Annotated in this window: 28 protein-coding genes, 2 tRNA genes and 1 riboswitch; of the genes, 27 read left to right on the top strand and 3 right to left on the bottom strand. The window is 40.0% G+C overall.

Translation table 11 applies throughout. The features are described from left to right. Positions 1-63: 63 nt before the first annotated feature. From ACQKL6_RS07845 to ACQKL6_RS07830, 4 genes are all read left to right on the top strand, one after another. Positions 64-1041: an electron transfer flavoprotein subunit alpha/FixB family protein gene (locus ACQKL6_RS07845; RefSeq protein WP_427650931.1), complete on the top strand. Its 978-nt coding sequence runs from the start codon at positions 64-66 to the stop codon at positions 1039-1041. Positions 1042-1248: 207 nt separating this feature from the next. Then, entirely contained in the window at positions 1249-1563 is a 315-nt protein-coding gene (trxA, locus tag ACQKL6_RS07840; RefSeq protein WP_402874527.1) for a thioredoxin, read from the top strand. Between the two features lie 99 nt (positions 1564-1662). Continuing rightward, positions 1663-3435 carry an excinuclease ABC subunit UvrC gene (gene uvrC / locus ACQKL6_RS07835; RefSeq protein ID WP_402874530.1) on the top strand — a complete coding sequence of 591 codons (1773 nt, stop codon included), beginning with the start codon at positions 1663-1665 and terminating at the stop codon, positions 3433-3435. A 61-nt stretch (positions 3436-3496) separates the two neighbouring features. After that, positions 3497-3674: riboswitch (Lysine riboswitch) on the top strand. An 88-nt stretch (positions 3675-3762) separates the two neighbouring features. Further along, positions 3763-4995, top strand: coding sequence for an aspartate kinase (locus ACQKL6_RS07830; protein WP_402874533.1), 1233 nt, complete (start codon positions 3763-3765; stop codon positions 4993-4995). A 107-nt stretch (positions 4996-5102) separates the two neighbouring features. On the opposite strand, the gene ACQKL6_RS07825 is transcribed toward ACQKL6_RS07830, so the two are convergent. Then, the gene (locus ACQKL6_RS07825) at positions 5103-5453 is read right to left on the bottom strand and encodes a DUF3899 domain-containing protein (protein WP_403122131.1); all 351 of its coding nucleotides are present in this window, start codon (positions 5451-5453) and stop codon (positions 5103-5105) included. Positions 5454-5750: 297 nt separating this feature from the next. On the opposite strand from ACQKL6_RS07825, the gene ACQKL6_RS07820 reads away from it, so the two are divergent. The 5 genes from ACQKL6_RS07820 to ACQKL6_RS07800 all read left to right on the top strand — a co-directional run bounded on the left by ACQKL6_RS07820 (position 5751) and on the right by ACQKL6_RS07800 (position 11496). Continuing rightward, positions 5751-7427, top strand: a complete 1677-nt coding sequence (locus ACQKL6_RS07820) for a peptide ABC transporter substrate-binding protein (protein ID WP_427650930.1) — start codon at positions 5751-5753, stop codon at positions 7425-7427. A gap of 109 nt (positions 7428-7536) precedes the next feature. Continuing rightward, the gene (gene opp3b / locus ACQKL6_RS07815; protein ID WP_427650929.1) at positions 7537-8466 is read left to right on the top strand and encodes an oligopeptide ABC transporter permease; all 930 of its coding nucleotides are present in this window, start codon (positions 7537-7539) and stop codon (positions 8464-8466) included. After that, complete coding sequence (opp3C, locus tag ACQKL6_RS07810; RefSeq protein WP_402874544.1) at positions 8466-9494, top strand: oligopeptide ABC transporter permease; 1029 nt, start codon at positions 8466-8468, stop codon at positions 9492-9494. Before opp3b ends, opp3C begins: the two co-directional genes overlap by 1 nt. A gap of 17 nt (positions 9495-9511) precedes the next feature. Next, complete coding sequence (locus ACQKL6_RS07805) at positions 9512-10555, top strand: ABC transporter ATP-binding protein (RefSeq protein ID WP_402986527.1); 1044 nt, start codon at positions 9512-9514, stop codon at positions 10553-10555. Then, complete coding sequence (locus ACQKL6_RS07800) at positions 10555-11496, top strand: ABC transporter ATP-binding protein (RefSeq protein ID WP_402986524.1); 942 nt, start codon at positions 10555-10557, stop codon at positions 11494-11496. Before ACQKL6_RS07805 ends, ACQKL6_RS07800 begins: the two co-directional genes overlap by 1 nt. A 310-nt stretch (positions 11497-11806) precedes the next feature. Here ACQKL6_RS07800 and ACQKL6_RS07795 read toward each other — a convergent pair whose 3' ends face one another. Then, complete coding sequence (locus ACQKL6_RS07795) at positions 11807-12262, bottom strand: YslB family protein (protein ID WP_402958103.1); 456 nt, start codon at positions 12260-12262, stop codon at positions 11807-11809. A 373-nt stretch (positions 12263-12635) separates the two neighbouring features. Here ACQKL6_RS07795 and ACQKL6_RS07790 point away from each other — a divergent pair, with 373 nt between their 5' ends. The 14 genes from ACQKL6_RS07790 (at position 12636) to ACQKL6_RS07725 (ending at position 22956) form a co-directional block, all read left to right on the top strand. Next, positions 12636-13244, top strand: coding sequence for a succinate dehydrogenase cytochrome b558 subunit (locus tag ACQKL6_RS07790; protein WP_402986521.1), 609 nt, complete (start codon positions 12636-12638; stop codon positions 13242-13244). A 71-nt stretch (positions 13245-13315) separates the two neighbouring features. Further along, a complete protein-coding gene (sdhA, locus tag ACQKL6_RS07785) occupies positions 13316-15067 on the top strand; it encodes a succinate dehydrogenase flavoprotein subunit (protein WP_402874559.1) in 1752 nt (583 codons plus the stop codon). Between the two features lie 17 nt (positions 15068-15084). Further along, a complete protein-coding gene (gene sdhB / locus ACQKL6_RS07780) occupies positions 15085-15858 on the top strand; it encodes a succinate dehydrogenase iron-sulfur subunit (protein ID WP_402874562.1) in 774 nt (257 codons plus the stop codon). Positions 15859-16122: 264 nt separating this feature from the next. Continuing rightward, positions 16123-17208 carry a metallophosphoesterase gene (locus ACQKL6_RS07775; protein ID WP_402958105.1) on the top strand — a complete coding sequence of 362 codons (1086 nt, stop codon included), beginning with the start codon at positions 16123-16125 and terminating at the stop codon, positions 17206-17208. 184 nt (positions 17209-17392) lie between these two features. Continuing rightward, on the top strand, positions 17393-17857 hold the full coding sequence (locus ACQKL6_RS07770) for an acyl-CoA thioesterase (protein WP_402874569.1): 465 nt from the start codon (positions 17393-17395) through the stop codon (positions 17855-17857). Positions 17858-17981: 124 nt separating this feature from the next. After that, on the top strand, positions 17982-18206 hold the full coding sequence (locus ACQKL6_RS07765) for a helix-turn-helix domain-containing protein (RefSeq protein WP_402874572.1): 225 nt from the start codon (positions 17982-17984) through the stop codon (positions 18204-18206). A 283-nt stretch (positions 18207-18489) separates the two neighbouring features. Next, positions 18490-19293 (top strand): glutamate racemase, encoded by an 804-nt coding sequence (gene racE / locus ACQKL6_RS07760; protein ID WP_427650928.1) that lies wholly within the window; start codon positions 18490-18492, stop codon positions 19291-19293. 138 nt (positions 19294-19431) lie between these two features. Next, complete coding sequence (locus ACQKL6_RS07755) at positions 19432-20502, top strand: GerMN domain-containing protein (RefSeq protein ID WP_427590586.1); 1071 nt, start codon at positions 19432-19434, stop codon at positions 20500-20502. A 132-nt stretch (positions 20503-20634) separates the two neighbouring features. Then, positions 20635-20865 carry a hypothetical protein gene (locus ACQKL6_RS07750; protein ID WP_402874579.1) on the top strand — a complete coding sequence of 77 codons (231 nt, stop codon included), beginning with the start codon at positions 20635-20637 and terminating at the stop codon, positions 20863-20865. Further along, positions 20865-21476 carry an XTP/dITP diphosphatase gene (locus ACQKL6_RS07745; RefSeq protein ID WP_402874582.1) on the top strand — a complete coding sequence of 204 codons (612 nt, stop codon included), beginning with the start codon at positions 20865-20867 and terminating at the stop codon, positions 21474-21476. Before ACQKL6_RS07750 ends, ACQKL6_RS07745 begins: the two co-directional genes overlap by 1 nt. Before the next feature lie 2 nt (positions 21477-21478). After that, positions 21479-21991: a metallophosphoesterase family protein gene (locus ACQKL6_RS07740; RefSeq protein WP_427650927.1), complete on the top strand. Its 513-nt coding sequence runs from the start codon at positions 21479-21481 to the stop codon at positions 21989-21991. Between the two features lie 161 nt (positions 21992-22152). Continuing rightward, positions 22153-22226: transfer RNA gene (locus ACQKL6_RS07735), tRNA-Arg, on the top strand. Positions 22227-22383: 157 nt separating this feature from the next. After that, a tRNA-Arg gene (locus ACQKL6_RS07730) sits at positions 22384-22457 on the top strand. A 298-nt stretch (positions 22458-22755) separates the two neighbouring features. Continuing rightward, complete coding sequence (locus tag ACQKL6_RS07725; protein WP_402874587.1) at positions 22756-22956, top strand: hypothetical protein; 201 nt, start codon at positions 22756-22758, stop codon at positions 22954-22956. Between the two features lie 72 nt (positions 22957-23028). Here ACQKL6_RS07725 and ACQKL6_RS07720 read toward each other — a convergent pair whose 3' ends face one another. Continuing rightward, a complete protein-coding gene (locus ACQKL6_RS07720) occupies positions 23029-23292 on the bottom strand; it encodes a hypothetical protein (RefSeq protein WP_402874590.1) in 264 nt (87 codons plus the stop codon). 316 nt (positions 23293-23608) lie between these two features. Between ACQKL6_RS07720 and ACQKL6_RS07715 the strand changes: the two genes are divergently transcribed. The 4 genes from ACQKL6_RS07715 to ACQKL6_RS07700 all read left to right on the top strand — a co-directional run bounded on the left by ACQKL6_RS07715 (position 23609) and on the right by ACQKL6_RS07700 (position 25216). Beyond that, positions 23609-23887, top strand: coding sequence for a 2TM domain-containing protein (locus ACQKL6_RS07715; protein ID WP_402874593.1), 279 nt, complete (start codon positions 23609-23611; stop codon positions 23885-23887). A 164-nt stretch (positions 23888-24051) separates the two neighbouring features. Beyond that, the gene (locus ACQKL6_RS07710) at positions 24052-24231 is read left to right on the top strand and encodes a hypothetical protein (protein ID WP_402874596.1); all 180 of its coding nucleotides are present in this window, start codon (positions 24052-24054) and stop codon (positions 24229-24231) included. Between the two features lie 108 nt (positions 24232-24339). After that, the gene (locus ACQKL6_RS07705) at positions 24340-24699 is read left to right on the top strand and encodes a YidH family protein (RefSeq protein WP_402874599.1); all 360 of its coding nucleotides are present in this window, start codon (positions 24340-24342) and stop codon (positions 24697-24699) included. Positions 24700-24940: 241 nt separating this feature from the next. Next, entirely contained in the window at positions 24941-25216 is a 276-nt protein-coding gene (locus ACQKL6_RS07700; protein WP_427590581.1) for a GNAT family N-acetyltransferase, read from the top strand. Positions 25217-25339 lie beyond the last annotated feature (123 nt).

Here is a 25339-nt window from a genome sequence, read left to right as displayed (position 1 = left end):
AGGATTTCTATTGAAAATAAAACACAACAAAAAGATAAAATAGAGCACAGGAGGTTTTTAAAAATGGCTAGAAAGTTTCTTGTATTGGGCGAAGTACGCGATGGTTCTCTTAGAAATGTATCGTTCGAAGCTATCGGAGCGGCTAAACTTGCTGCAGACGGCGGAGAAATCGTAGGTGTTTTAGTTGGTGACAGTGTTCAGTCTTTTGGGAGTGAATTGATTCAGTATGGTGCCGACCGAGTGGTAGTGGTCGAAAACAATCAATTAAAACAATATACATCAGATGGATATGCTCAAAGTTTACTAGCTATTATCGAGCAAGAAAAACCAGAAGGCATTTTCTTCGGTCATACGGCATTAGGGAAAGACTTGGCTCCTAAATTAGCTGGCAAGCTGGAATCAGGTTTGATTTCAGATGTGACGTCCATTGAAGAAGAAGGCGGAAATATTGTTTTCACTCGCCCGATATATTCAGGTAAAGCCTTTGAAAAGAAAATCGTCACAGACGGTATTGTATTCGCGACAATCCGTCCGAATAACATTGAACCTCTATCGAAAGATGAGTCCCGTTCTGGGGATGTATCTACATTAAATGTGGATATTAAAGATTTACGTACAATTATCAAGGATGTAGTAAGAAAGGCAAGTGAAGGGGTCGACCTTTCAGAAGCGAAAGTGGTCATCGCCGGTGGGCGAGGTGTGAAAAGTGAAGATGGTTTCGAACCTTTGAAAGAGCTTGCTGAAGTTCTTGGGGGAGCAGTTGGAGCCTCTCGTGGTGCGTGTGATGCTGATTATTGCGATTACTCTTTGCAAATCGGACAAACGGGTAAAGTTGTTACGCCTGACCTTTATATTGCCTGCGGAATTTCCGGAGCCATCCAGCATTTAGCAGGGATGTCCAACTCCAAAATCATCGTAGCCATCAATAAAGATCCTGAAGCCAATATTTTCAATGTGGCCGATTACGGAATCGTCGGGGACTTATTCGAAGTTATCCCATTGTTAACGGAAGAATTCAAAAAGTTAAAGGTGAATGCTTGAATTGTAAGTTGATATAAAAGAAAAGGCGTCTGTCAGGGAATGAACTGGCAAGCGCCTTTTCTTTTTATGACAATCTATTAGGTTCTAGGCAGTATTTTTTCTCTGTTTATGGACATGCTACCATTGAAGCAAAATAATAGCATCTGTTCCTGTTACAATGTTATACTGTCTATAGTTATTTGAGTACATTTTAGGAGGATAAAATATATGGCTATCGTAAATTCAACTGATCAAACATTCACAGCAGATACTAATGAAGGTGTCGTTCTTGTAGACTTTTGGGCTCCATGGTGTGGACCATGCAAAATGATCGCTCCTGTTCTTCACGAGTTAGATGAAGAAATTGGCGACAAAGCAAAAATCGTAAAAGTGGACGTTGATGAAAACCAAGAAACAGCTGGAAAATTCGGCGTTATGAGCATCCCTACTTTAATCGTTCTTAAAGACGGTGAAGTTGTGGATAAAGTGGTTGGATTCCAACCGAAGGAAGCTCTTGCTGAACTTCTTGCTAAACACGCTTAATTTGAATGAAGGAAGAGCTTCAGGTCTACGGACTTGAAGCTTTTTTTTGTATCTTGATATATAATTGATTGTAGAATGGGAGAACAGGAGGCTGAATGCATGAATCAACGGATAAAGAATAAACTTGCCCTTCTCCCTGATCAGCCTGGTTGTTATTTAATGAAGGATCGTCAGGGAACGATCATTTATGTTGGCAAGGCGAAAGTATTGAAAAACCGCGTCCGCTCATATTTCACGGGCTCACATGATGGGAAAACATTCAGGCTCGTAAATGAAATCGAGGATTTCGAGTATATCGTTACCTCCTCCAATATCGAGGCGCTTATTTTAGAACTGAATTTAATCAAAAAACACGATCCAAAATATAACGTCATGTTGAAGGATGACAAGACCTACCCATTCATCAAGTTGACGGCTGAAAAACACCCGCGTTTGATCATCACGAGAAAAGTCAAAAAAGATAAAGGGAAATACTTTGGTCCTTATCCCAATGCTTTTGCGGCCAATGAAACGAAAAAACTTCTGGATCGGATCTATCCATTAAGGAAATGTAATACGCTTCCAGACCGTGTCTGCCTATATTACCACCTTGGCCAGTGCTTGGCCCCTTGCGTTTATGATGTAGAGGAACGGGAATATAAGCAAATCGTCGATGATATTAACCGATTTTTAAATGGCGGTCATACCGAGATAAAGAAAGAACTCACGGAAAAAATGCTTGAAGCCTCTGAAATGCTCGATTTTGAACGGGCGAAGGAATATCGGGATAAAATTGCCCACATCGAGATTACAATGGAAAAACAGAAAATGATGACGACTGATTTCATTGACAGGGACGTATTCGGTTTTGCCTATGATAAAGGGTGGATGTGCGTACAAGTATTTTTTGTGCGACAAGGGAAACTGATTGAAAGAGATGTTTCGCTCTTTCCGGTCTACGATGAACCGGAACAGGAGCTTCTTACGTATCTCGGACAGTTTTATGAAAAGGCCAATCACTTTAAGCCAAAAGAGATATTGTTGCCGGAGTCTGTTGATGCCGAGCTGGCGGAGAGCTTGCTTGGTGTAAAAACGCTTCATCCGAAAAGGGGCGCGAAAAAGGATATGCTGCAATTGGCAAATAAAAACGCCTCCATCGCCCTTCAAGAGAAGTTCTCATTAATTGAACGGGATGAAGAAAGAACGATCAAGGCAGTGGAGAATTTAGGGGATAAGTTAGGCATCTACACTCCACATCGTATCGAGGCTTTTGATAACTCGAATATTCAAGGAAGTGATCCTGTATCTGCTTTGGTCGTTTTCATTGATGGCAAGCCGGAAAAGCGGGAGTATCGAAAGTATAAAATTAAAACGGTGAAAGGGCCTGATGATTACGAATCGATGCGTGAAGTTGTCCGAAGAAGATATTCACGCGTCTTAAAAGATGGCCTTCCACTTCCTGACTTGATCATCATCGATGGAGGGAAAGGACATGTGGAGGCCGTTCGGGACATTTTGGAAAATGAACTCGGTCTCGATATTCCGCTTTCTGGCCTTATTAAGGATGAAAAACACAGGACATCCCAATTGATGATTGGAAACCCGCTCGAACTGATTCCACTTGATTCGCGAAGTCAGGAATTTTACTTGCTACAAAGAATCCAAGATGAAGTGCATCGGTTCGCGATTACCTTCCATCGCCAGCTTCGTGGGAAAAATGCCATTCATTCACTTCTGGATGATATTCCAGGTGTAGGTGAGAAAAGAAGAAAGCAGCTGTTACGGCATTTCGGGTCATTGAAAAAAATGAAAGAGGCCTCAGTCGAACAGATAATCGAAGCGGGAATGCCTAAAAATGTAGCGGATGGAATCTTTAGAAAATTACAAGAATGACCTTGCGAGTGTCTTTTTCCTATGCTATGCTTAAAAGGGATTTTTAAACAAGACAATTTAAAGTGCTGATAGAGGTGCGGAATTCAATAGTAAAAACCTAGAGAAGTATGAGCTTCAATGAAGGGTTTTGAAAGGGAATGACGCCGAAGGAAAACAAGACTCATACCTTGTTTTTCTGGTCTGACCATTTAAAAGATGGCAGATTGTCAGGGTTGATACCTTGGAGAGCTATCTCACTGTGATTACTGAACGGATACGTAACCACAGCAATGAGATATTCTCATTGCTTTTTTTATTGCCTAAAAAAGATAGAGAGGGTGCATGAGAATGGCACTGATTGTACAAAAATTTGGCGGTACTTCTGTAGGGAGTGTCGAGAAAATCAAACATGTCGCTAATCGTGTAATCGAGGAAGCTGAAAAAGGTAATGACGTCGTTGTCGTTGTTTCGGCAATGGGGAAGACAACGGATGAATTGGTTTCCATGGCAAGAGATATTTCCGCATCCCCGAGTAAGAGGGAAATGGATATGTTATTGACGACCGGGGAACAAGTTACGATTGCCTTGTTAACGATGGCATTGGTGGAAAAGGGGCATGAAGCCGTATCCTTTACGGGCTGGCAGGCTGGGATGCAGACAGAGTCCGTTCACGGAAATGCGCGAATTTTAAATATCGATGCTTCCAGAATTCAAGCGCAGTTACAAGCAAAAAAGATCGTCATCGTTGCCGGTTTTCAAGGAATGGATGAACATGGGGAAATCACGACATTGGGTCGGGGCGGTTCCGATACAACGGCGGTTGCCATAGCCGCAGCACTACACGCAAACCGATGCGATATTTATACCGATGTAACCGGTGTTTTCACAACAGATCCACGCTACATAAAAAACGCCAGGAAATTAACATCCGTATCTTATGACGAAATGTTGGAGCTGGCCCATTTAGGGGCTGGGGTCCTGCACCCACGGGCCGTTGAATATGCAAAAAACTATCAAATCTCGCTTGAAGTCCGTTCAAGCTTAGAAAAAGAATCTGGGACCATCATTGAGGAGGAAGCGAATATGGAAGAGAATTTAATTGTACGGGGTATTGCTTTTGAGGATAGCATCACAAGAGTTACAGTGAACGGCTTGCCTCGGTCACTTGGTGTATTATCCACGATTTTCACGACACTGGCGAAAAATCACATAAATGTAGATATCATCATCCAGAGCATGACATCAGAAGATACGACCAATCTCTCTTTCTCTATTAAAAGCGAAGATACAAAAGCAGCTTTAATGGTTCTTGAAAACAATAAAAGCCAGTTGGAATTTGATGGTATAGAAACGGAAGGCGAGTTGGCTAAAGTCTCTATCGTCGGTTCAGGAATGGTTTCCAATCCCGGAGTGGCCGCAGAGATGTTTGAAGTCATGGCGAATACAGGGATCCAAGTGAAAATGGTCAGCACTTCGGAAATCAAAGTTTCTACCGTCGTAAACGAAAAGGAAATGGTCAAAGCGGTCGAAGCGCTTCACGAGGCGTTCAAACTGGGACAGCACGCCAAAGTCCTTGCCTGATTGATTAAAACTGATGAAAAGATGTACCTAATGCTTTTATAAAGAAAAAGGGCACCTAAAAAAAGGTTGCCCTTTTTCGGTGCCCGGACTCTATGGAAAGATTAAGATTAAAGATAATAGACGGCTAGAGAGAGTAGCATGATGCAAAATAGGATAAGACCTACGACAAGGGTGAAGGAAGAGGAAAGGGAGATGATATCGGAAAGTTTAGGGATGTCTTCTTTTTCCTCCCCTACATGCTGATTTTGTATTTGGAATACTCTCCGGAAACTATAAAAGACTACGTCGAAAAATCCTCGTTGGACGACGAAAGTAACCAATGCTAGAAGAATCAGTCCTCCACTGATGTAAAAGGTCATATTAATAAAATTCAATAGAGAGAGAGCTTGATGGAATATAAGGGATAACAAAATGGATAGCACGATACCAAATCCCGTACCTATAAGTATTTTTTTCATTCTTTTTACCTCGATTTTCTTTTTATAAGTATATCAAAAACACTAAATAAACAAAAATGATTTTTTGAAATAGTATGAAAAAGCGATAGTAAAAAACATAATAGTATTCTAAAAAATCCGATAAAACGGCGTAAGCAGCACTTTAAAGCCTTAAAGTAGTAAAAACCTAGGTTTTCCTTGGTTTTTGAGTATTTTTAATTTTTTAGAAATAATTTATTATTCTAACTTATATACAAAATCAAAAAAATCAGTATAATGAAAATATGATTTTAAAATATAGAAAGAAGGTCAAAGTAGATGAAAAAGTCTAAAATCACAATCTTTGCTGGTCTTATGCTAGTTCTTAGCGTCATTCTAGCAGCATGTGGCGGCAATTCAGATAATTCTGAGAAGAAGTCAGATGGAACGAAATTAGCTGAAAAACAAGAGATTAGTATTATGAGTAAATCGGAAATTCCAGTCATGGATTCCGTTAAAACAACAGATACAGTAGGATTCAACTATTTGAACAATGTGAACGAAGGCTTATATACTATTGATAAGGACGGAGAGACAGTGCCGGCTCTTGTTGACGGAGAACCTGAAGTCAGTGAAGACGGAAAAACATATACGTTTAAATTAATAGATTCAAAGTGGTCGAACGGTGACCCAGTTACGGCAAATGATTTCGTTTTTGCTTTTAAACGGGCGATGGATCCTGAAGTAGCTTCTGAATATGGTCCATATATGATGAATGGCAAAATCGCAGGTGCAACAGAAATTACGAAGGCAGCTGCTGAAAAGAAAAAATACGATTTAGACAGCCTTGGTGTGCAAGCGGTTGACGACAAAACATTGGAAATTACGTTTGAAAAACCACTTGCATACTGGAAAGAGTATTTATCGTTTGCGACATTCTTCCCGCAAAACGAAAAGTTCGTTACAGAACAAGGTGACAAGTACGCTACAAGTGCAGAAACGCTCTTATACAATGGTCCCTTTGTCATGAGTTCTTGGAATGGCCCAACTGCGACAGAATGGGAACTTCAAAAGAACAAGAATTACCGCGATGCAGATTCAGTTAAATTAGAGAAAATCACGGTCAATGTTTCAAAAGATAACAATGCGCAAGTTAATGCATTTGAAGCTGGTGAAGCAGACATTACGGATTTACTGACATCTGAACTGGTCCCACAATATGAAGGGGACGAGCGGTTACAAACCAACTTGGCACCAACGGTATTCTGGATGAAGATGAACCAGAAAAATGAAGCACTTAAGAATGTCAATATCCGCGAAGCGCTTGCAAAAGCTTTCAATAAAGAAGATCTTGCATCAAGCGTGTTGGGCGATGGTTCAGTAGCAGCCAACTACTTCGTGCCAAAAGATTTCGTTAGTTATGATGGAAAAGATTTCCGTTCGGCAAATGAAGATTTGATTACGTTTAACGCAAAAGAAGCAAAAGCTGCTTGGGAAAAAGGATTAAAAGAGTTGGGCGTGAAGGAACTTACCCTTCGATATATGGGGGATGAAACCGATTCTGCGAAAAAAATCGGTGAGTATATGAAGAACCAATTAGAGAAAAACCTTCCTGGTTTAACAATCAAAGTCGAAAGCGTTCCATTCTCGATTCGATTGGACCGTACGAAAAAAGGCGATTATGACTTGGTCGTATCAGGTTGGGGACCGGATTATAAAGATGCCATCTCATTTACCGATCTTTGGTTAACAGGTGGAACAAATAATGAAATGGACTATTCTAATCCAGAATACGATGCACTGATCAATAAAGCCACAAACGAATTGACGGACGATCCGGCAGCATATGCGAAAGCCATGCAAGATGCTGAAAAGCTTTTCTTGACTGAAGACTTCGGAATCGCACCAATTTACCAACGAGTAGAGAACATCCTAGTAAATCCTAAAGTCAAAGGAATTGTTAAGAGTGACTTAGGACCACATTATTACTACAAAGGCGTAACAGTAGTAGAATAAGCATCTTCTAAAACAAACTAGAAAAGAGAGTATATCACTAGTATATACTCTCTTTTCACTATAAAACTATTGTCGAAAAAGTGAGAATTTTATTTTGTGAGGTGTACAAATGGCCAGATATCTAACGCAACGGATCATATATATGTTAATTACTTTGTTTATCATCGCGAGCTTGACGTTCTTCCTCATGAAGTTGATCCCGGGCTCTCCATTTGCAAATGCAAGCAAGTTATCGGAGGCTCAATTCCAAATCATGGAGAACAAGTATGGATTGAATGAGCCGGTGCCTGTCCAGTATGGGAAATACATGCTGAACCTAGTTCAGGGAGATTTAGGAGTTTCGTTTCAATTCAATAATACACCAGTTACGCAATTGCTGGGCGAAAGGATTCAGCCTTCCTTGGTATTAGGATTTCAAGCGATGTTTTTCGGAACGATATTTGGGATTATTCTGGGTGTGATAGGAGCCCTCAAACAAAATACATGGGTCGATTATGGAACAACATTCATAGCGGTCTTGGGTAAATCGATACCAAGTTTCGTGTTTGCCGGTTTGCTGCAATATTATGTTGGAGTGAAGATGGGATGGCTGCCCGTCATGTTCTGGAAGGGTTGGGAGTATAGCATTATGCCAACGCTTGCCTTAGCGATGTTCCCTATAGCCACATCTGCACGTTTCATGAGGACGGAAATGATCGATGTACTCGGTTCGGATTATATCATCCTCGCTAAAGCGAAGGGGGCAAGTAATTTTGAAGTGGCGTTTAAACATGGACTGCGAAATGCTTTGATTCCTGTCATAACTGTACTCGGACCATTAACAGTGTCACTTATGACTGGTTCACTCGTCATTGAACAAATATTCGGTATACCTGGAATCGGGGAACAATTCGTTAAATCGATAACGGTGAATGATTACTCGGTAATCATGGGAACGACATTGCTGTTTTCATTCCTCTTTATCGTCATCGTTCTATTGGTCGACATTCTCTACGGTATTATCGATCCACGTATTAGGTTAGCAGGGGGGGAAAAATAATGGCAAACAAAATAGTGAGAATGTCAAAAAGTCAATTTGCGCCTGCCATTATGGACGCCACCATAAGCGAAGCGATCAATAAACCAAGCATAAGTTTCTGGCAGGATTCTTGGATGCGTATCCGTAAAAATAAAGCAGCCCTAGTCAGTATGGTTTTAATTGCTTTGGTCTTTATTTTTGCTTGGGTGGGTCCCCTTATTAGTGGACATGGATTAGATGAACAAGATTTAAAGAGAACCAATTTACCAGCGAAAATTCCAGGATTGGAAAATGTAAGTTGGCTTCCTTTTGATGGTACAAGGACAATGGCCAATGGTAATGTGGTGGATGTTTACGAACAAAAAAACATTGAAGAACATTACTGGTTCGGAACGGACGGACTTGGCCGGGATGTACTTACCCGAGTGGCCAAGGGGATTCAAATATCTTTGTATATCGCCTTTTTAGCGGCTTTGCTTGATATGCTTATCGGTGTAGCGTATGGAGCCATTTCCGGATATTACGGCGGGAAACTTGATAATGTCATGCAACGTATTGTCGAAGTCGTTTCAGGTGTCCCTAACCTAGTTGTGGTCATTTTGATGATCCTTGTTTTCGAGCCTGGGATCATGTCCATCACGATTGCCCTAGCCATTACGAGCTGGACAAGCATGTCCCGTGTCGTTCGTGCTCAGGTGATGAAATTAAAAGAACAAGAATTCGTCTTGGCTTCGCGGACATTGGGAAGCTCAAATTTCAAGATCATTTTAAAACATTTGCTACCAAACTTAGCGAGCGTCATCATCATCAATACAATGTTCACCATTCCGAGTGCGATATTCTTCGAAGCTTTCTTGAGTTTCATTGGACTGGGTCTACAATCACCACTCGCATCCCTTGGGACGTTGATCAACGATGGATTCAAAACGCTTAGACTATACCCACATCTGATGTTATTCCCAGCATTTTTCATCAGTCTGATCATGGTTTGCTTCAATATGATCGCCGATGGGCTTCGTGATGCATTGGATCCAAAAATGCGAGATTAAGAGAAGGAGGAAATGAAATGGAAAACTTATTGGAAGTGAAAGATTTACATGTATCGTTTCATACCTTTTCTGGTGAAGTCCAGGCAATCCGGGGTGTGAATTTTGAACTGAAAAAAGGGGAAACCTTGGCGATTGTAGGAGAATCCGGATCGGGTAAGTCCGTGACATCCAAATCAATCATGAGATTATTGCCAGCAAATAATTCAGAAATTAAAAGTGGTGAAATCCTTTTTGAAGGAAAGGATCTGGCCAAACTTTCTAATAAGGATATGCAAAAGGTCAGAGGTAAAGATATTTCGATGATTTTCCAAGATCCAATGACTTCATTGAACCCAACAATCAAGGTGGGCAAACAGATAATGGAGCCCATTTTAAAGCATCAAAACGTCAGTAAGGCGGCGGCGAAGTTACGTTCAATCGAACTATTGGAACTTGTGGGAATTCCTAATGCTAAGCAACGTTTCGAACAATATCCCCACCAATTTTCGGGAGGAATGAGACAACGTGTGGTCATCGCGATAGCTTTGGCGTGTAACCCCAAAGTATTGATTGCGGATGAGCCTACGACTGCATTGGATGTGACCATTCAAGCTCAAATTCTTGAATTGATGAAGGATTTACAAAAGAAAATAGAAACATCGATTATCTTCATCACCCATGATCTGGGAGTGGTTGCGAACATAGCGGATCGTGTAGCTGTGATGTATGCAGGGAAAATCGTTGAAATAGGTACGGCGGATGAAATCTTTTATAATCCGCAGCACCCTTATACATGGGGACTTATCAGTTCCATGCCTAGCCTCGAAGATACGGGGGAACATGAATTGTACACGATCCCGGGCACTCCGCCCAATTTGCTGAATCCGCCAAAAGGTGACGCGTTTGCTCCGAGAAATGAATATGCAATGCAGATTGATTTAGAACAACAGCCACCCGTATTCAAAGTATCCGAAACGCATTATGCAGCCACATGGCTTTTACATCCGGATGCACCTGAGGTGACACCGCCTCTAGCTGTACAAAAACGCATGAAGCAGTTCGTTCAGGGGGTCGCTAAATAATGGAACAACGTGAAAAACTCGTGGAAGTCAAACATTTAAAACAATACTTCAATAACGGAAAGCCTAATATGGTGAAAGCAATCGATGATATTTCTTTTGATATTTATCAAGGGGAAACGCTTGGGTTTGTTGGGGAGTCAGGTTGCGGTAAATCGACAACAGGACGTACAATCATTCGCCTGTATGATGCAACCGATGGCGAGGTGCTTTTCAAAGGGGAAAATGTCCATGGAAAGAAATCGAGGAAAAAATTGAAAGATATGAACAGAAAGATGCAAATGATTTTTCAAGATCCATATGCATCCTTGAATCCTAAAATGAAGATTGCCGATATTATCGCAGAAGGCATCGATAACCATGGGCTGGCTAAGACAAAAGAAGAGCGCATGGAACGGGTTTACCATTTACTCGAAACAGTCGGGCTAAATCGCGAACATGCAAATCGGTATCCGCACGAATTCTCAGGGGGACAGCGCCAGCGAATTGGAATTGCGCGGGCACTTGCCGTGGAACCGGAATTCATCATCGCGGATGAACCAATTTCAGCACTGGACGTGTCCATTCAGGCACAGGTAGTCAATCTGTTGAAAAAGCTTCAAAAAGAAAAAAACTTAACATATTTATTCATTGCCCATGATTTATCGATGGTCAAGTATATCAGTGACAGAATCGGCGTCATGTACTTTGGGAAGTTAGTGGAGCTTGCACCAAGTGAAGAGCTTTATAACAACCCGATACATCCGTACACACAATCCCTGTTATCTGCGATTCCGCTTCCGGATCCAGAATTGGAACGGACTAGGCAACGGAAGGGCTATAATCCCGCTACACATGCTTATACGGCGGATGAGGAAGTCAAAATGCGAGAAGTGAAACCAGGACACTTCGTGTTATGTTCAGAACGAGAATTCCTTCAATTTCAAAGTAATGGTGTTAAATGATTATCGGTCATGAAAAAAAGGAGTCCGATAACCTGAGTCCGAGAGTGAGGGGGACTCAGGTTATTTGACTCCTTTTGTTTAAATTAGGGTACAATCTATCCAAAAAAAGATTACTTTCTTCTTATTATATAGCCATTAGGAAAAGAAGATTTGGAATTACACACCAATAATTTCTATTTTATGTATCGTATATGCTGTTTTGTGTTATGGATGTGAGTACTAGTTAAAGAATCACTCATGGAAGAAGACCACTTGGAAATAGTCAAACTTGACCTAGGTTCCTTACATTTCAACCATTTTGATGAAGTCGTTAAATGGGATCTTTCGGATCCCAGCAGATGGTGAAGTCGACTTTTTTTGCACGACGTTTGACTTCTTCCGTAGCTTCACTGATGAACCTTTTTTGTAAGGTAAATTGTTCGGCAAGAAACCCTGCTTCAAGTTGAAAATGACTGTCGGGATATAGATCCAGACGACGGGCGACCATTTCTCCTGACAAGGATAACTCCATCTCGGATTTGGAAAGCTTTATGATTTCAAGATGGCCCCAGCCTGCATTATGGAAAAATGCAACCAATTCCTGATCGCCATTCAAAGGGAATTTCCTTGCGAGTTGTTTACCCGCCCAATATAAGATCTGATAAGAATCTTTCCCCAGGATATCGTTCAATAAAGTTTCCCTGATCAGTTCATACCCGAAAGCTGGAACTTGGAATTCATCTGTTTGGATTTCTTCTTCTATAGCTGCAGCAATATTTTTTTTCATGTATTATCGCCTCTTTCTGTAAATCTATTATAAACGTTTTCCTTTTGCGATTTATACAGTTTTTTTTAATATTTCAACAGAAAAATGTAAAAATATGTTAAATTATCTCAATATATTAAAAAAATAGTTAGTTTTTTCATATTACTTGTAAATGAACACCCAAAACCTTATTAATTTATTGATAATATTTATTCTAAAAAAGAGAAATCTTGTATCCGTTTTCTTGACGCACATTGAAGTCAGGAGTAAAATGGACTTGTCACATAATTGTAAGAAAGTATAGAGAGCGGTTTAACTCTATACTTTATTTTCACGCGGAGATAAAAGATAACCATCTTCGTATGAGTTTTGACAAATTAAGGGGGGGCACTTAGTGGCAAAGAATCGTGAGTTTGGGAATCGTAGGCTTCATTCACTTCTAGGGGTATTACCAATCGGTCTATTCCTAATTTTCCATTTATCGGTTAACTTTATGGCAACAAAGGGAGCAGAGACATTTAATGGGGCAGTTCATTTAATCGAATTTACTCCATTGAAAATCGTGGTGGAATGTGTAATTATCTATCTACCATTAATTTTCCATGCTATTTATGGGATTTATATCGCTTTTACGGCAAAGAACAACTTAGGAAGATTCAGTTTCTTCCGTAACTGGATGTTCATGCTACAACGTTTATCAGGAATCATAACTTTGATTTTCCTTGTTTGGCACATCTGGGAAACAAGGGTTCAAGCAGCATTTGGGGCAACAGTAGATTTTGATATGATGGCTGAGATTTTCTCTAATCCATTCATGATCGCGTTCTACATTGTTGGTATTGTTTCTGCTATTTTCCATTTTGCCAATGGATTATGGTCATTCGCAGTAAGTTGGGGACTAACAGTTTCACCTAAATCGCAAAGAGTTATGACATATGTTACTTTGATCATTTTCGTTCTTCTTTCTTATATAGGAATTAGTGCAGTTTTCGCTTTCGTATAAGTAGCAGAAGAAATTAATTATACGTACTAGGAAAAACATAGCTTTTCTAATGGAATAAGGGAGTGACACAATTGGGTAAAGGTAAAATTATTATCGTCGGTGGAGGTCTAGCTGGTTTAATGGCTACGATCAAAGCAGCAGAGTTAGGACAACATGTTGATTTATTCTCATTAGTTCCAGTAAAACGATCTCACTCTGTTTGTGCGCAAGGCGGAATCAACGGGGCAGTAAATACGAAAGGTGAAGGCGATTCTCCATGGCTTCACTTTGATGATACAGTATATGGTGGGGATTTCTTAGCAAATCAACCTCCAGTTAAAGCAATGTGTGATGCAGCACCATCTATTATCCATATGTTTGACCGTATGGGTGTTATGTTTAGCCGTACGCCGGAAGGTCTACTTGATTTCCGCCGTTTTGGTGGAACACAATTTCACCGTACTGCATTTGCTGGTGCAACAACTGGTCAGCAATTACTCTATGCATTGGACGAGCAAGTTCGTCGTTACGAAGTACAAGGCCTTGTAACGAAATATGAAGGCTGGGAATTCCTTGGAGCTGTTATCGATGATGATCAAACAGCACGTGGTATCGTAGCTCAGAACTTGACTTCAATGGAAATTCAATCATTCCCTGGCGACGCAGTCATCATGGCGAGCGGTGGCCCTGGAATCATTTTCGGTAAATCTACTAACTCTATGATCAATACAGGTTCAGCAGCATCTATCGTCTATCAACAAGGTGCACATTATGCGAACGGTGAGTTCATCCAAATTCACCCGACAGCAATCCCTGGTGATGATAAACTTCGCTTAATGAGTGAATCCGCTCGTGGTGAAGGTGGACGTATCTGGACATATAAAGACGGAAAACCATGGTACTTCCTAGAAGAGAAATACCCGGCTTATGGTAATCTGGTACCTCGTGATATTGCAACACGTGAAATTTTCGACGTATGTATTAATATGAAATTGGGTATTAACGGAGAAAACATGGTCTACCTTGACCTTTCACATAAAGATTCACATGAACTAGATGTTAAATTAGGCGGAATCATTGAAATTTATGAGAAATTCGTCGGTGAAGATCCTCATAAAGTGCCAATGAAAATTTTCCCTGCGGTTCACTATTCTATGGGTGGACTTTGGGTAGATTATGACCAAATGACAAACATCAAAGGTCTATTCGCTGCTGGTGAGTGTGATTATTCACAACATGGTGGTAACCGTTTAGGTGCGAACTCACTTCTTTCAGCCATTTATGGTGGTTCTGTGGCTGGTCCGAATGCTGTTAAATACATTCAAGGACTTGATAAAACATCAGATTCTCTTCCTTCTTCATTATATGAAGGCTACCAAAAACAAGAACAAGAGAAATGGAATTCTATCATGTCTCTTAATGGTAATGAAAACGCATATATCCTTCACAAAGAACTTGGTGAATGGATGACAAACAATGTTACTGTAGTTCGTTACAATGACAAACTTAAAGAAACAGACAATAAAATTCTTGAGTTGATGGAACGTTACAAAAAAATCAACATCAATGACACGGCTAAATGGAGCAATCAAGGTGCTGCCTTTACTAGACAGCTTCAAAACATGATGCAATTGGCCCGTGTAATCACAATCGGTGCTCTTAACCGTGATGAAAGCCGTGGAGCGCATTACAAACCTGACTTCCCAGAACGTAATGATGAAAAGTTCATGAAAACAACAATGGCTACATTCCAAGGAGCAGACAAAGCTCCTGCATTCCATTATGAAGATGTTGATGTATCACTGATTGCACCACGTAAACGTGATTACACGACTACACATTAAAGAGGGGGAGCATAAAAATGGTTGAAACTAAATCTGAGACTAAAACAGTTCGTTTTATTATTACTCGCCAAGATACACCGGATTCAGCTCCTTATGATGAGGAATTTGAATTAGCATACCGTCCGAATATGAACGTCATTTCCGCTTTGATGGAAATTCGTCGTAATCCGGTAACGGTAGAAGGTAAACATACAACTGCAATCGCATGGGACATGAACTGTCTTGAAGAAGTTTGTGGTGCCTGTTCAATGGTCATCAATGGTAAGCCAAGACAATCTTGTACAGCCCTTATTGACCAGTTAGAACAGCCTGTACGTCTTGCTCCAATGCGTACTTTCCCGGTTGTGCGTGACCTTCAAGTCGATCGTAGCCGTATGTTCGATTCATTGAAAAAGGTAAAAGCTTGGATTCCAATTGATGGTACGTATAATCTTGGACCAGGACCACGTATGCCAGAAAAGAAACGTCAATGGGCATATGAATTATCTAAATGTATGACTTGTGGCGTATGTTTGGAAGCTTGTCCGAACGTAAATGACAACTCCAACTTCATGGGACCACAACCATTATCACAAGTTCGTTTATTCAACGCACATCCAACTGGTGCAATGAACAAAGCAGAACGTTTAAACACAATCATGTCAGATGGCGGCCTTGCAAACTGCGGTAACTCACAAAACTGTGTGCAGTCTTGCCCTAAAGGTATTCCATTGACAACCTCGATTGCAGCGTTAAACCGTGATACAGCGATTCAACAATTCCGTAACTTCTTCGGAAGCGACGAAGTTTAATAAGTAGTAACCCCCTATCCTTTGGATAGGGGGTTTTTTTATATTAGCTCTACAAAAAATACTCATCAATTTTAAAGAATAAGCCTGTATTTATTAGAAGCGGAAGATGAATATAGGTGAAGTGGGGTTAAGTAAATTTCCCTCTGGGGTATCTTACCTGAAGAATACATTTCAATATAATAGCTCTGTCTTATAAGTTTCAAATAATAAGCAGTATTTTTTCCGTTTTCAAGGAGATTCTACCTTTATAGGAGGGTCAGAAGTATGAAAAACGGCTCTGTTCAAAAAATTTCTTTCTTTTTAGTTATATTTAGCTTGGTGTTTATAAGTGCTTTTCTCCTTTTAGGCAATGCAAAAGCTACGGTCTTGTTGGAAATGGTGGAAGATCCAAAAGGAGGTAGTGGAGTAGATGCTTCTTCTAAATCTGAAAATAAGGAACTCGACTTGACAGTTTTATACACGAACGATACTCACGCTCACCTAAAAGATATTCCACGAAGGTTTACAGCAATCAATAAAATAAGGAATGTAAAAGAAAATGTCCTTTTACTCGATGCGGGAGATGTTTTTACAGGCTCTCTTTACTTTAAGCAATATCTTGGTCAAGCAGATATACAGTTTATGAATAAAATCGGATATGATGCAATGGTACTCGGTAATCATGAATTTGATAAGTCATCGGTCATACTAAGGGACTTTATAAAAGCTGCAGAATTTCCTATTGTTGGTGCTAATATTGATTTTTCTAAAGATGAAGAATTAAAAGATCTGTCTCGAATAGAAATCGATACAACAGGATGGAAGGGTACTATCCATCCTTCAGTAGTCAAGAAAATCAAAGGGCAGAGAGTGGGGATTATTGGTCTTACGACGCAGAGGACGACCCTTTTATCAAATCCTAATAAGGATATCGTGTTTGAAGATGCTTTCAAGAAAGCGAAAGAAACAATTAACGCACTTGAAGCTAAGGGAGTTAATAAAATCATTGTCCTTTCACATCTTGGTTACAGCAACGATAAAAAGTTAGCTAATACAGTTGACGGAATAGATGTTATTGTTGGTAGTCATTCACATCATAAACTGAAAGAACCTGACGTCATTAATCAAAAAAAGAAACCGACCCTAATAGTACAAGCGGGTAGGTATGGGAGATTTCTTGGCCAGTTGGATGTTACGTTTGATGATAAGGGGAAATTGACAATGTGGAACGGAAAACTCCTTGATATAACGGATAAAAATGAAAAGGGAGAATTTATTTATAAAGAAGATAAGTGGGCCAAGTATTTTCTTGAAGAGCTTAGCGTGCCAATCAAGGAAATAAAAAAGAAAAAAAGGGTTCATGAAAAATAAGGTATTAGATAATGTGGGATTGTTTATTACTCTCTATATAAGTAAGTCAAAAAAGGAAGGAGTTATTTCTTCCTTTTTAATTAATTTTCTGAAGTAAATTAATTATGGATAGAAATATCTTCCCATTTTTTCTTTTTTCTTATAAAATGAATGAATAGTCATTCATTAAGGGGGAGTTCTCACAGTGAGTAGAATATCATATATCGATAATATAAAAGAGTGGAGCAATGGATTTTCTTTTAAGCATGAGATTAAAGTCCGTTTTTCAGAAACTGACATGTTCGGACACCTCAATAATACGGTTCCATTCACTTACTTTGAAGAGGCACGGATCGAGTATTTCAATAGTATGGGTTTCATGGTGGACTGGTCTTCGGCAGAAAGTGATGAAATTCCGGTTGTTGCCGATTTACAATGTGATTATATTCAGCAGGTGTTTTTTAACGAACAACTGACGATCCATGTGAAAGCGGCCCATGTGGGCAACTCATCGGTGGATATTCATTATATGGGAACGAAAGAGGATGGGACGATTTGCCTCACTGGCAGGGGAACGGTCGTCCAAGTATCGAAAACGACCGGGAAGCCGGTGCCACTGGCTGAAGAAATGAAAAAGTGGATGTCAAAAACAAGTGTCAAACAACTTTAAAAGTAAAATTTCAATTAGACAAGTAAATGAGTCACTCCCTTGCCCTAGCCGACATACTATATCTTGACTAAATAGACACCCACTCCGGGTTTTATGCTGGTGAAGGCAAGGAGGGTAACATTACTTGAAGGAGAACGAATTCACTCATAAGCCACTACTCACCAAAAGAGAAAAAGAAGTATTTGAGTTACTAGTACAAGACAAAACAACAAAAGATATCGCAGGTGAATTGTTTATTAGCGAAAAAACAGTTCGAAACCACATTTCGAATGCGATGCAGAAGCTTGGAGTCAAAGGACGTTCACAGGCAGTTATAGAGCTCCTTCGTATGGGAGAACTTAAGCTATAATGTGTTGCTTTATTAATACGTAAGCCTTATATATCTTTACTCTCCCGTTCATTTGCAGCATATAAGGAAGGGTGAAACATTTCCATGTTTCCACTTCTTTGGATGCTGCTTATTTTTTATGAGAAGGTTTTCCAGGGCTCGTAAAACTTCTGTCTTGAAATTTATTTCACTTTCTCCCAAAATGGTAGTATGATAAGTTTCATGAAGTAAGCGAGAAGCTTAGGTATAGGTTTTCTTCATAGAGAATATCATCATGAAATGAAAGAAAAATGAGGCGAGATTTTTGAAACAACCAATTGGAATTATTGATTCGGGTGTCGGTGGTTTGACTGTGGCTAAAGAAGTCATGCGCCAGTTACCGAATGAAAATATAATATACTTAGGCGATACGGCCAGATGCCCGTATGGACCAAGGTCAAAAAAGGATGTCAAAAACTTCACATGGCAGATGACCCGGTTCCTGATGAAACAGGATATCAAAATGCTAATTATAGCCTGTAATACAGCAACTGCAGCAGTGCTGGATGAAATCAGGGCGATTCTTCCGATTCCTGTACTCGGTGTCATCCTTCCAGGGGCAAGGGCAGCTTTAAAGGTTTCTAATTCCCTACATATTGGCGTGATTGGTACAGAGGGAACGGTGAAGAGCAAAGCCTATGACGATGCACTCGTTTCCATAAACTCGGGTGTGGAAGTGGATAGTTTAGCCTGTCCGAAATTTGTCCCAATTGTGGAAAGCGGAGAGTTTCAGGGGGAAATCGTCGAAAGGGTCGTGGCGCAAACGTTGAAGCCGTTAAAGAAAATCAATATTGATACGCTCATTCTCGGTTGTACCCACTATCCTCACTTAGGACCCGTGATTTCGAAGTTCATGGGGGACAAGGTACAAGTCATTTCCTCCGGGGAAGAGACGGCACGTGAAGCAAGTGTCATTTTGGATTACTATCGACTAAGCAATAGAAGCAAAAGGGTTCCTGTACACCGTTTCTATACAACGGGTTCTAAAGATATATTTGGTGCAATCGCATCGAGTTGGCTTGGCATAGAAATTGATACGATAGATACCATCAAGATCGACCATCTATAAGACTTCCATATGGAGGTCTTTTTGGTTTGGATAAATGGGCGGGTGGCGGTAGTTGCCTAAAGAGAAAGGAAAATAATTGGTCTATTTTTGCCTAGGGCTCGTATAAATAAGAGTACAAACTGTCCTAGGAGTGATTTTATGTCCAATAAATCAAAAGTAACAGCAGCAGTGACAATCCTGGCTTCTTCTCTTTTTCTTTCTGGCTGTGGCTTGTTCGGAGCGGGCGAGAAAACGGAAATCGATCCCCCTAAGGATGTGTCTTTAGTGGAGGATGAATCTTCATTGGAAGAGCCAAAAGGGGAGCAACAGCCTGTAGCTGAAGGAGAAGAGGCGTCGACTGAAAGTACAGTTAAGACCGAGCTTTATTTAATTGATAAAAGTGGATATGTAGTTCCGCAGACAATGGAGCTTCCTAAATCCGAAGCGGTCGCAAAACAGGCATTGGACTATTTGGTAAATAATGGACCTGTCACAGATAAGCTGCCAAATGGGTTCCGCGCAGTGATTCCGGCAGATACGTCGATTAGTGTAAACATAAAGGAAGGTGTGGCTGTTGCCGATTTTTCACCAGAGTTTAAAAACTATCAAAAAGAGGACGAACTCAAGATCCTGCAAGCCATCACCTGGACATTGACCCAATTTGATTCGGTCGATAAAATCCAATTGAGGATCAATGGGGAAGATATATCGGAAATGCCGGTAAATGGTACGCCAATCGATGATAATATCTCCCGTGCTTCAGGAATCAATGTCGATGCAAGTGATGTGGTCGATATCTCTAACTCGAAAGCTGTGACGGTCTATTACATCGGCGGGGACGAGGAGTATTCTTATTATGTACCAGTGACACGCAGGGTCAGTGAAACGGAGTCGGATAACGTGACAGCGGCCATTCAGGAATTAACGAAGGGGCCGGCAGGTTCTAACTTGCAAACAAGCTTCATGAGTGACGTAGCGTTGCTTGATCAGCCTAAGGTTGCGGATGGTAAGGTTGTACTGAACTTCAATGAAAATATACTTGGAAGCTTCAAGGAGAAAAAGGTTTCCCAGGATGTACTTGATGCCCTGGTTTTATCACTAACGGAGCAAAAAGGAATTGAAAGCGTGGAAGTTCATGTTAAGGGGAGTGCAGACCTTCTAAATGAAGAAGGTAAGCCATTATCGGAACCAGTAATCCGTCCTGAAAAGGTGAACACAGGTAGTTTTTAAAGAAACGAGTTGATACCTATAAAAAATGGAGGCAGGCTTTCAGCTGCCTCTTATTCTATTTTTCAAAATAGAGAGGATTTATTTCTAAAAAGCAACCTCATAAGTTTCCGGATTATTGAAGAAGCTGAATTTGTGATAAAATTAACTTATCAAATAAAGTTCGATCTTCCTTGTGGTCATCAAGCTGTCCCGACAGGAAGCGGAGAACGAAGTGAACTACGAGTGAGGAACATACTTAATATTTACATAAGACAAGCACCCAATTTACTTGTTCGAACGATGAATAAGTCCATATCGTATTCGGAAGTCAAAGGGGCAAGAGGGAACTCAGTGAAGATAAACGAAAAGGATGAGATGAATTGATGAAAACAGTGATTATTGCGACGAAGAATAAAGGAAAGGCCAACGAATTCAAGAACATGTTTGCGGCAAAAGGTTATGAAGTCAAGACTCTCCTCGACCTGCCGGATGCACCGGATGTCGAGGAAACTGGAACGACGTTCGAAGAGAATGCAATTCTTAAAGCGGAAGCGATTGCCCATAAGGTAGGCCACTTTGTCCTCGCAGACGACTCGGGGCTGATCGTAGATGCGTTAGACGGCCGACCTGGCGTATATTCTGCCCGTTATGCCGGTGAAGATAAGGTTGATGAAGCGAACACGGAAAAAGTATTGAGGGAACTAGAGGGTGTACCAGAGGAGGAAAGAACGGCTAGGTTCTATTGCGCATTGGCATTGGCCTCTCCCAATCAAGAAACGATAACGGTTTCAGGTACGATGGAAGGTTTCATTACGAAGCAACCGATAGGAACCAATGGATTTGGCTATGACCCAATCTTTTTTGTGAAAGAACAGGGCAAAACAAATGCTGAATTGACAAAAGAAGAAAAAAATAATATCAGTCACCGTGCAAACGCATTGAAAGCGTTGGATGAGAAATTGGAAGAATTCCTTAAACGGGAAGAAGGAATGTGATCATGAAGGTCCTGATAATGAGTGATAGTCACGGGCTTACTCATGAAATAAGCATGATCACCGCTCGTCATAAACAAGAAGTCACAGCGATGATACATTGTGGAGATTCGGAACTTGAAAGCAAGGATCCACTTTTGAGAGGGTATTTAGCGGTACGTGGGAACTGTGACCATGATCATGCCTTTCCTAACGATCTCATTCAAGACATTGCTGGCAAACGCTTCTTCATTACCCATGGACATCTGTATAATATTAAGATGACACTTATGAACTTATTATATAAAAGTGAAGAATCCGGTGCTGATATCGTTTGTTTTGGGCATTCTCACGCAGCGGGATCTGAACGTATCGATGGAAGGTTATTCATCAATCCTGGCAGTATTCGCCAGCCTCGGGGGCGAAAAGAAAAAACGTATGTAATTTTGTCTATTGAAGAAAACGTACTTGAAATCACGTATTACGATCTTGAAGGAAACACGGTCGAGGAACTAAATAAAGCTTATAAAACCAACTGACTTAAGGTATAATGAACAGGAAGCATTCTGTGCTTCCTGTCTGCAAAAAAAATTATTAAAACCATTGACTTTCTTTTAATATGCTAATATAATAAGAATTGTCCTAAGGGATCTTAAGTAAGGTTAATACATAAGTGTTACCGCAACTTATATCATAAAATGTCTCAGTAGCTCAGCTGGATAGAGCAACGCCCTTCTAAGGCGTCGGTCGGGAGTTCGAATCTCTCCTGGGACACTACCAAACAGTCAAATCCTTTTAGGGTTTGGCTGTTTTTTTATTGAATATAAATCTTCTGGTGAAAATAAAAAAAATGTTGACTTTTCTATTATATTTCACTATAATAAGAGTTGTCTTAAATGACCAAGAATTTTCATACATAGTGTTACACAATGTCTCAGTAGCTCAGCTGGATAGAGCAACGCCCTTCTAAGGCGTCGGTCGGGAGTTCGAATCTCTCCTGGGACACTATCAAAAACAGCCAAGGCCTTTTATAGGGTTTGGCTGTTTTTTCGTTATATAAAGGTTTGTCATGGCATTTTATAATGATATGTTTGTTTCCCCTATCATTATTCCCATAGGATTCAAGAGGGGAACATTTCACTAGAGGATATGGATGAAGAATACTGTTGATCATGGAGACAATGATTTGAGGCCATAGATCTATTGCCTTTTAGTTTCTTTTCTAACTTGTTTATATTTCTATTTTTAGAGAAGGTGGATTCTCTTTTATGTCGAACTGTATAAGAATAAGGGAGATGTTTAGATGAATAAAGATAGCTTATTTAAATTCATTCAAACTTCCACGCGAGGGAATTTCTTTTCAGTAGAGATAGCCCAAGATGGAACCAAAGTAGTTCAAATGGCCAAGGAGTTAGAACAAGAAGGCAGAATCAAACTAAGAGAGTGTAAGTCGCAAAATCAAGGCGTTTACCTTGAAGGCATCCTTAAATTCATTCCTAGTTAATACCATCGGTTCAGTTAGGAAGAGGAAAAAAGCATCCAACGAGTTGGATGCTTTTTTCTGTGTCTGATTCATTCAATTCTTATTTAACGTTTCGCGGTTTTTATTGATGATTTCACGGTTTTTGATTATGGCGGTATTTATTTCTTCAAGCGGTGTTCGGATGACATCTTGTTCATTTTCAAATGGTGTGAGATTAGATTGATCTTTCAATAATATATCAATGGTATCGCGTAACTGAAGCATTGATATATTGAATTTTTCCGAAACGCCTTGTAGGGCTTTATGTATTTCAGGGTTCTGGATAGAAGAAACAACCTTTCCGGAATCAGAGTTCAATAATATATCCTCCTCTAAAGCTTGATGTGAATATACATAGCTTATTATTGAGATATGGTAATTATACATGGAAGACATGTTTTTTTCATGGGGAATTAAACTCAATTTGGATTTCATGCAGAATAAAATATTATAGGAGGATATTATTAGGCCAGCTGCTAATTTCATCAAGAGGGTGTGAAAGGGATGAAATCCTTTCTTGAGTGAGTAACGGGAAGGCGTCGGTTATATAGATCTGATTTCAATAATGGTAAATAAAGTAAATTAAAAGTATAATGAAAAAGTGAGTTTGAGTTTTGATGAAGGAGGCGTAGCGATGGAAAAGGATGAAAGCTATTTGAAAGCAAAAAAAAGGGTGGAGAAATTAAAGGGTTTTTATATCCATTTAATCGTTTACATCTTGGTGAATCTTTTGCTTATAATGATAAACTTATTGACCGATGCTAGTTATTTGTGGTTTCTCTATCCCCTTGGCGGCTGGGGAATCGGAATCCTTATACATGGTTTAACAACGTTTGCGAGCGGGAACTTCGGGTCGCAATGGGAAGAAAGAAAAATTAAAGAATATATGAAAAAAGATAATAAGGACCTTTAATAAATACTTGTAACTAAGGAGGCTATATTGGCTTCTTTATTTAATTTGGCTCGATAATAAAAGTTGAAACTTTGACTTTATCAAGATTTTGGACCATTTGTCTTTTGAATATAGTAAAATGGAGGCTAAGAGCTTAATAAATAATCATTTTATAGGAGTTGCTCATGAAACAGTTTGGTTGGTTTGTAACGGGAATCGGGGTTTTGATCGCATTGTTTGCCCTTCTTTACCCCTTGAATGTTATCAGTAAAACAGTTTGCATATATTTACTGCTCGGAGGATCGGGTCTTATGTTCGTTGGATCTATGTTTAGGGCCTTTTCCCTTCTTAAGAGAAGCGAATAATGACCGGTTGGGTTGATATAGTGGGATGTCTCTATGTACAATTGGGGAGTATCCTAAATATCAGCCTTTTTTTAGGGGAGATTTTTTAAAAAAATAAGGTGATGAAAAATGGACAAGAACCAATTGAAATATGCACAGCAGCATTTGGCCAATGAACGAACTTTTTTGGCGTGGATCCGAACTGTGATTGCAATTGTGGGGGTGGGTTTTCTAACAACAAGTTTGCATTTTACGATAGGTGTGTACCGAGATGCCCGAATCGATTTGATCAGTATCGTGCTTGGGATGTTCACCTGCTTTTTAGGTCTAGTGATCACCATATTGGCAACGGTTAGTTATCTTCAGAAGAAGAAGCAAATTAATGAGGAGACCTTCAAGCCTTCCTCGGCCCAAGTCATTCTCATTGCGGTCTTTATGCTCATCTTACTATTGATGGTCATTTTATATTTTCTTTTTATCAAACTATAACCATTTGTCCCTATTTGTTAGGGCTTTTTTTTTATGGGGTGTTGCTGGTTATTTTCTTTACGTGATAACGGAAGTTGGCTAAATAAAAGAAAGAAAACTTTTTTCTGTTTACAATCCTCTAGTATAGGTTAGAAGTAAGGGGAGGGCTCACTCAGATTTATAAAGTCTATGTGAATTCCAATTATTTGTTTAGTAACCAGATTATGATATATGATAAGGGGTATAAAAGGAGGTCATCAAGATGGTAGATATCCAAAAAGGTGAAGGGTCATTTTTTGTCAAGGACTCTGGTGAAAAGCTGGCTGAAATTACGTTCTTTAAATCAGGTGATCACGAAATCACGGTGGATCATACGGTTGTATCCGACAAACTACGCGGACAGAAGGTTGGGAATGCACTTGTTGAAAAAGTGATTGAACTAGCGCGTAATGAGAATCTTAAAATCGTTCCGGAATGTACGTTCGTTCAAAAGCAATTTGAAAAAAATGCAGCATATGAAGATGTATTGGCTAAGTAACAGTATAGGGCTGGATACTAGGAAAGGAATGGATAAACATTCCGAGCCTGTGTATTCAGCCCTTTCCCTTTATTTTTTTAAAAAGTGTCTGGGGGGAGGGTGTCAAGGGGACACCGCTTCTTG

This window comes from Peribacillus sp. NPDC097197 (assembly GCF_050278025.1).
GTDB lineage: Bacteria > Bacillota > Bacilli > Bacillales > DSM-1321 > Peribacillus.
Note: the sequence above shows the minus strand (reverse complement) of the source record. Positions and strands in the feature narration are given on the sequence as shown.

Excerpts from the sequence above, each read along its gene's own strand:
- ACQKL6_RS07845 (WP_427650931.1), top strand. The coding sequence starts at position 64 with ATGGCTAGAAAGTTTCTTGTATTGGGCGAAGTACGCGATGGTTCTCTT.
- trxA (WP_402874527.1), top strand. The coding sequence starts at position 1,249 with ATGGCTATCGTAAATTCAACTGATCAAACATTCACAGCAGATACTAAT.
- uvrC (WP_402874530.1), top strand. The coding sequence starts at position 1,663 with ATGAATCAACGGATAAAGAATAAACTTGCCCTTCTCCCTGATCAGCCT.
- ACQKL6_RS07830 (WP_402874533.1), top strand. The coding sequence starts at position 3,763 with ATGGCACTGATTGTACAAAAATTTGGCGGTACTTCTGTAGGGAGTGTC.
- ACQKL6_RS07825 (WP_403122131.1), bottom strand. The coding sequence starts at position 5,453 with ATGAAAAAAATACTTATAGGTACGGGATTTGGTATCGTGCTATCCATT.
- ACQKL6_RS07820 (WP_427650930.1), top strand. The coding sequence starts at position 5,751 with ATGAAAAAGTCTAAAATCACAATCTTTGCTGGTCTTATGCTAGTTCTT.
- opp3b (WP_427650929.1), top strand. The coding sequence starts at position 7,537 with ATGGCCAGATATCTAACGCAACGGATCATATATATGTTAATTACTTTG.
- opp3C (WP_402874544.1), top strand. The coding sequence starts at position 8,466 with ATGGCAAACAAAATAGTGAGAATGTCAAAAAGTCAATTTGCGCCTGCC.
- ACQKL6_RS07805 (WP_402986527.1), top strand. The coding sequence starts at position 9,512 with ATGGAAAACTTATTGGAAGTGAAAGATTTACATGTATCGTTTCATACC.
- ACQKL6_RS07800 (WP_402986524.1), top strand. The coding sequence starts at position 10,555 with ATGGAACAACGTGAAAAACTCGTGGAAGTCAAACATTTAAAACAATAC.
- ACQKL6_RS07795 (WP_402958103.1), bottom strand. The coding sequence starts at position 12,262 with ATGAAAAAAAATATTGCTGCAGCTATAGAAGAAGAAATCCAAACAGAT.
- sdhB (WP_402874562.1), top strand. The coding sequence starts at position 15,085 with ATGGTTGAAACTAAATCTGAGACTAAAACAGTTCGTTTTATTATTACT.
- ACQKL6_RS07775 (WP_402958105.1), top strand. The coding sequence starts at position 16,123 with ATGAAAAACGGCTCTGTTCAAAAAATTTCTTTCTTTTTAGTTATATTT.
- ACQKL6_RS07755 (WP_427590586.1), top strand. The coding sequence starts at position 19,432 with ATGTCCAATAAATCAAAAGTAACAGCAGCAGTGACAATCCTGGCTTCT.
- ACQKL6_RS07745 (WP_402874582.1), top strand. The coding sequence starts at position 20,865 with ATGAAAACAGTGATTATTGCGACGAAGAATAAAGGAAAGGCCAACGAA.
- ACQKL6_RS07740 (WP_427650927.1), top strand. The coding sequence starts at position 21,479 with ATGAAGGTCCTGATAATGAGTGATAGTCACGGGCTTACTCATGAAATA.
- ACQKL6_RS07725 (WP_402874587.1), top strand. The coding sequence starts at position 22,756 with ATGAATAAAGATAGCTTATTTAAATTCATTCAAACTTCCACGCGAGGG.
- ACQKL6_RS07715 (WP_402874593.1), top strand. The coding sequence starts at position 23,609 with ATGGAAAAGGATGAAAGCTATTTGAAAGCAAAAAAAAGGGTGGAGAAA.
- ACQKL6_RS07710 (WP_402874596.1), top strand. The coding sequence starts at position 24,052 with ATGAAACAGTTTGGTTGGTTTGTAACGGGAATCGGGGTTTTGATCGCA.
- ACQKL6_RS07705 (WP_402874599.1), top strand. The coding sequence starts at position 24,340 with ATGGACAAGAACCAATTGAAATATGCACAGCAGCATTTGGCCAATGAA.
- ACQKL6_RS07700 (WP_427590581.1), top strand. The coding sequence starts at position 24,941 with ATGGTAGATATCCAAAAAGGTGAAGGGTCATTTTTTGTCAAGGACTCT.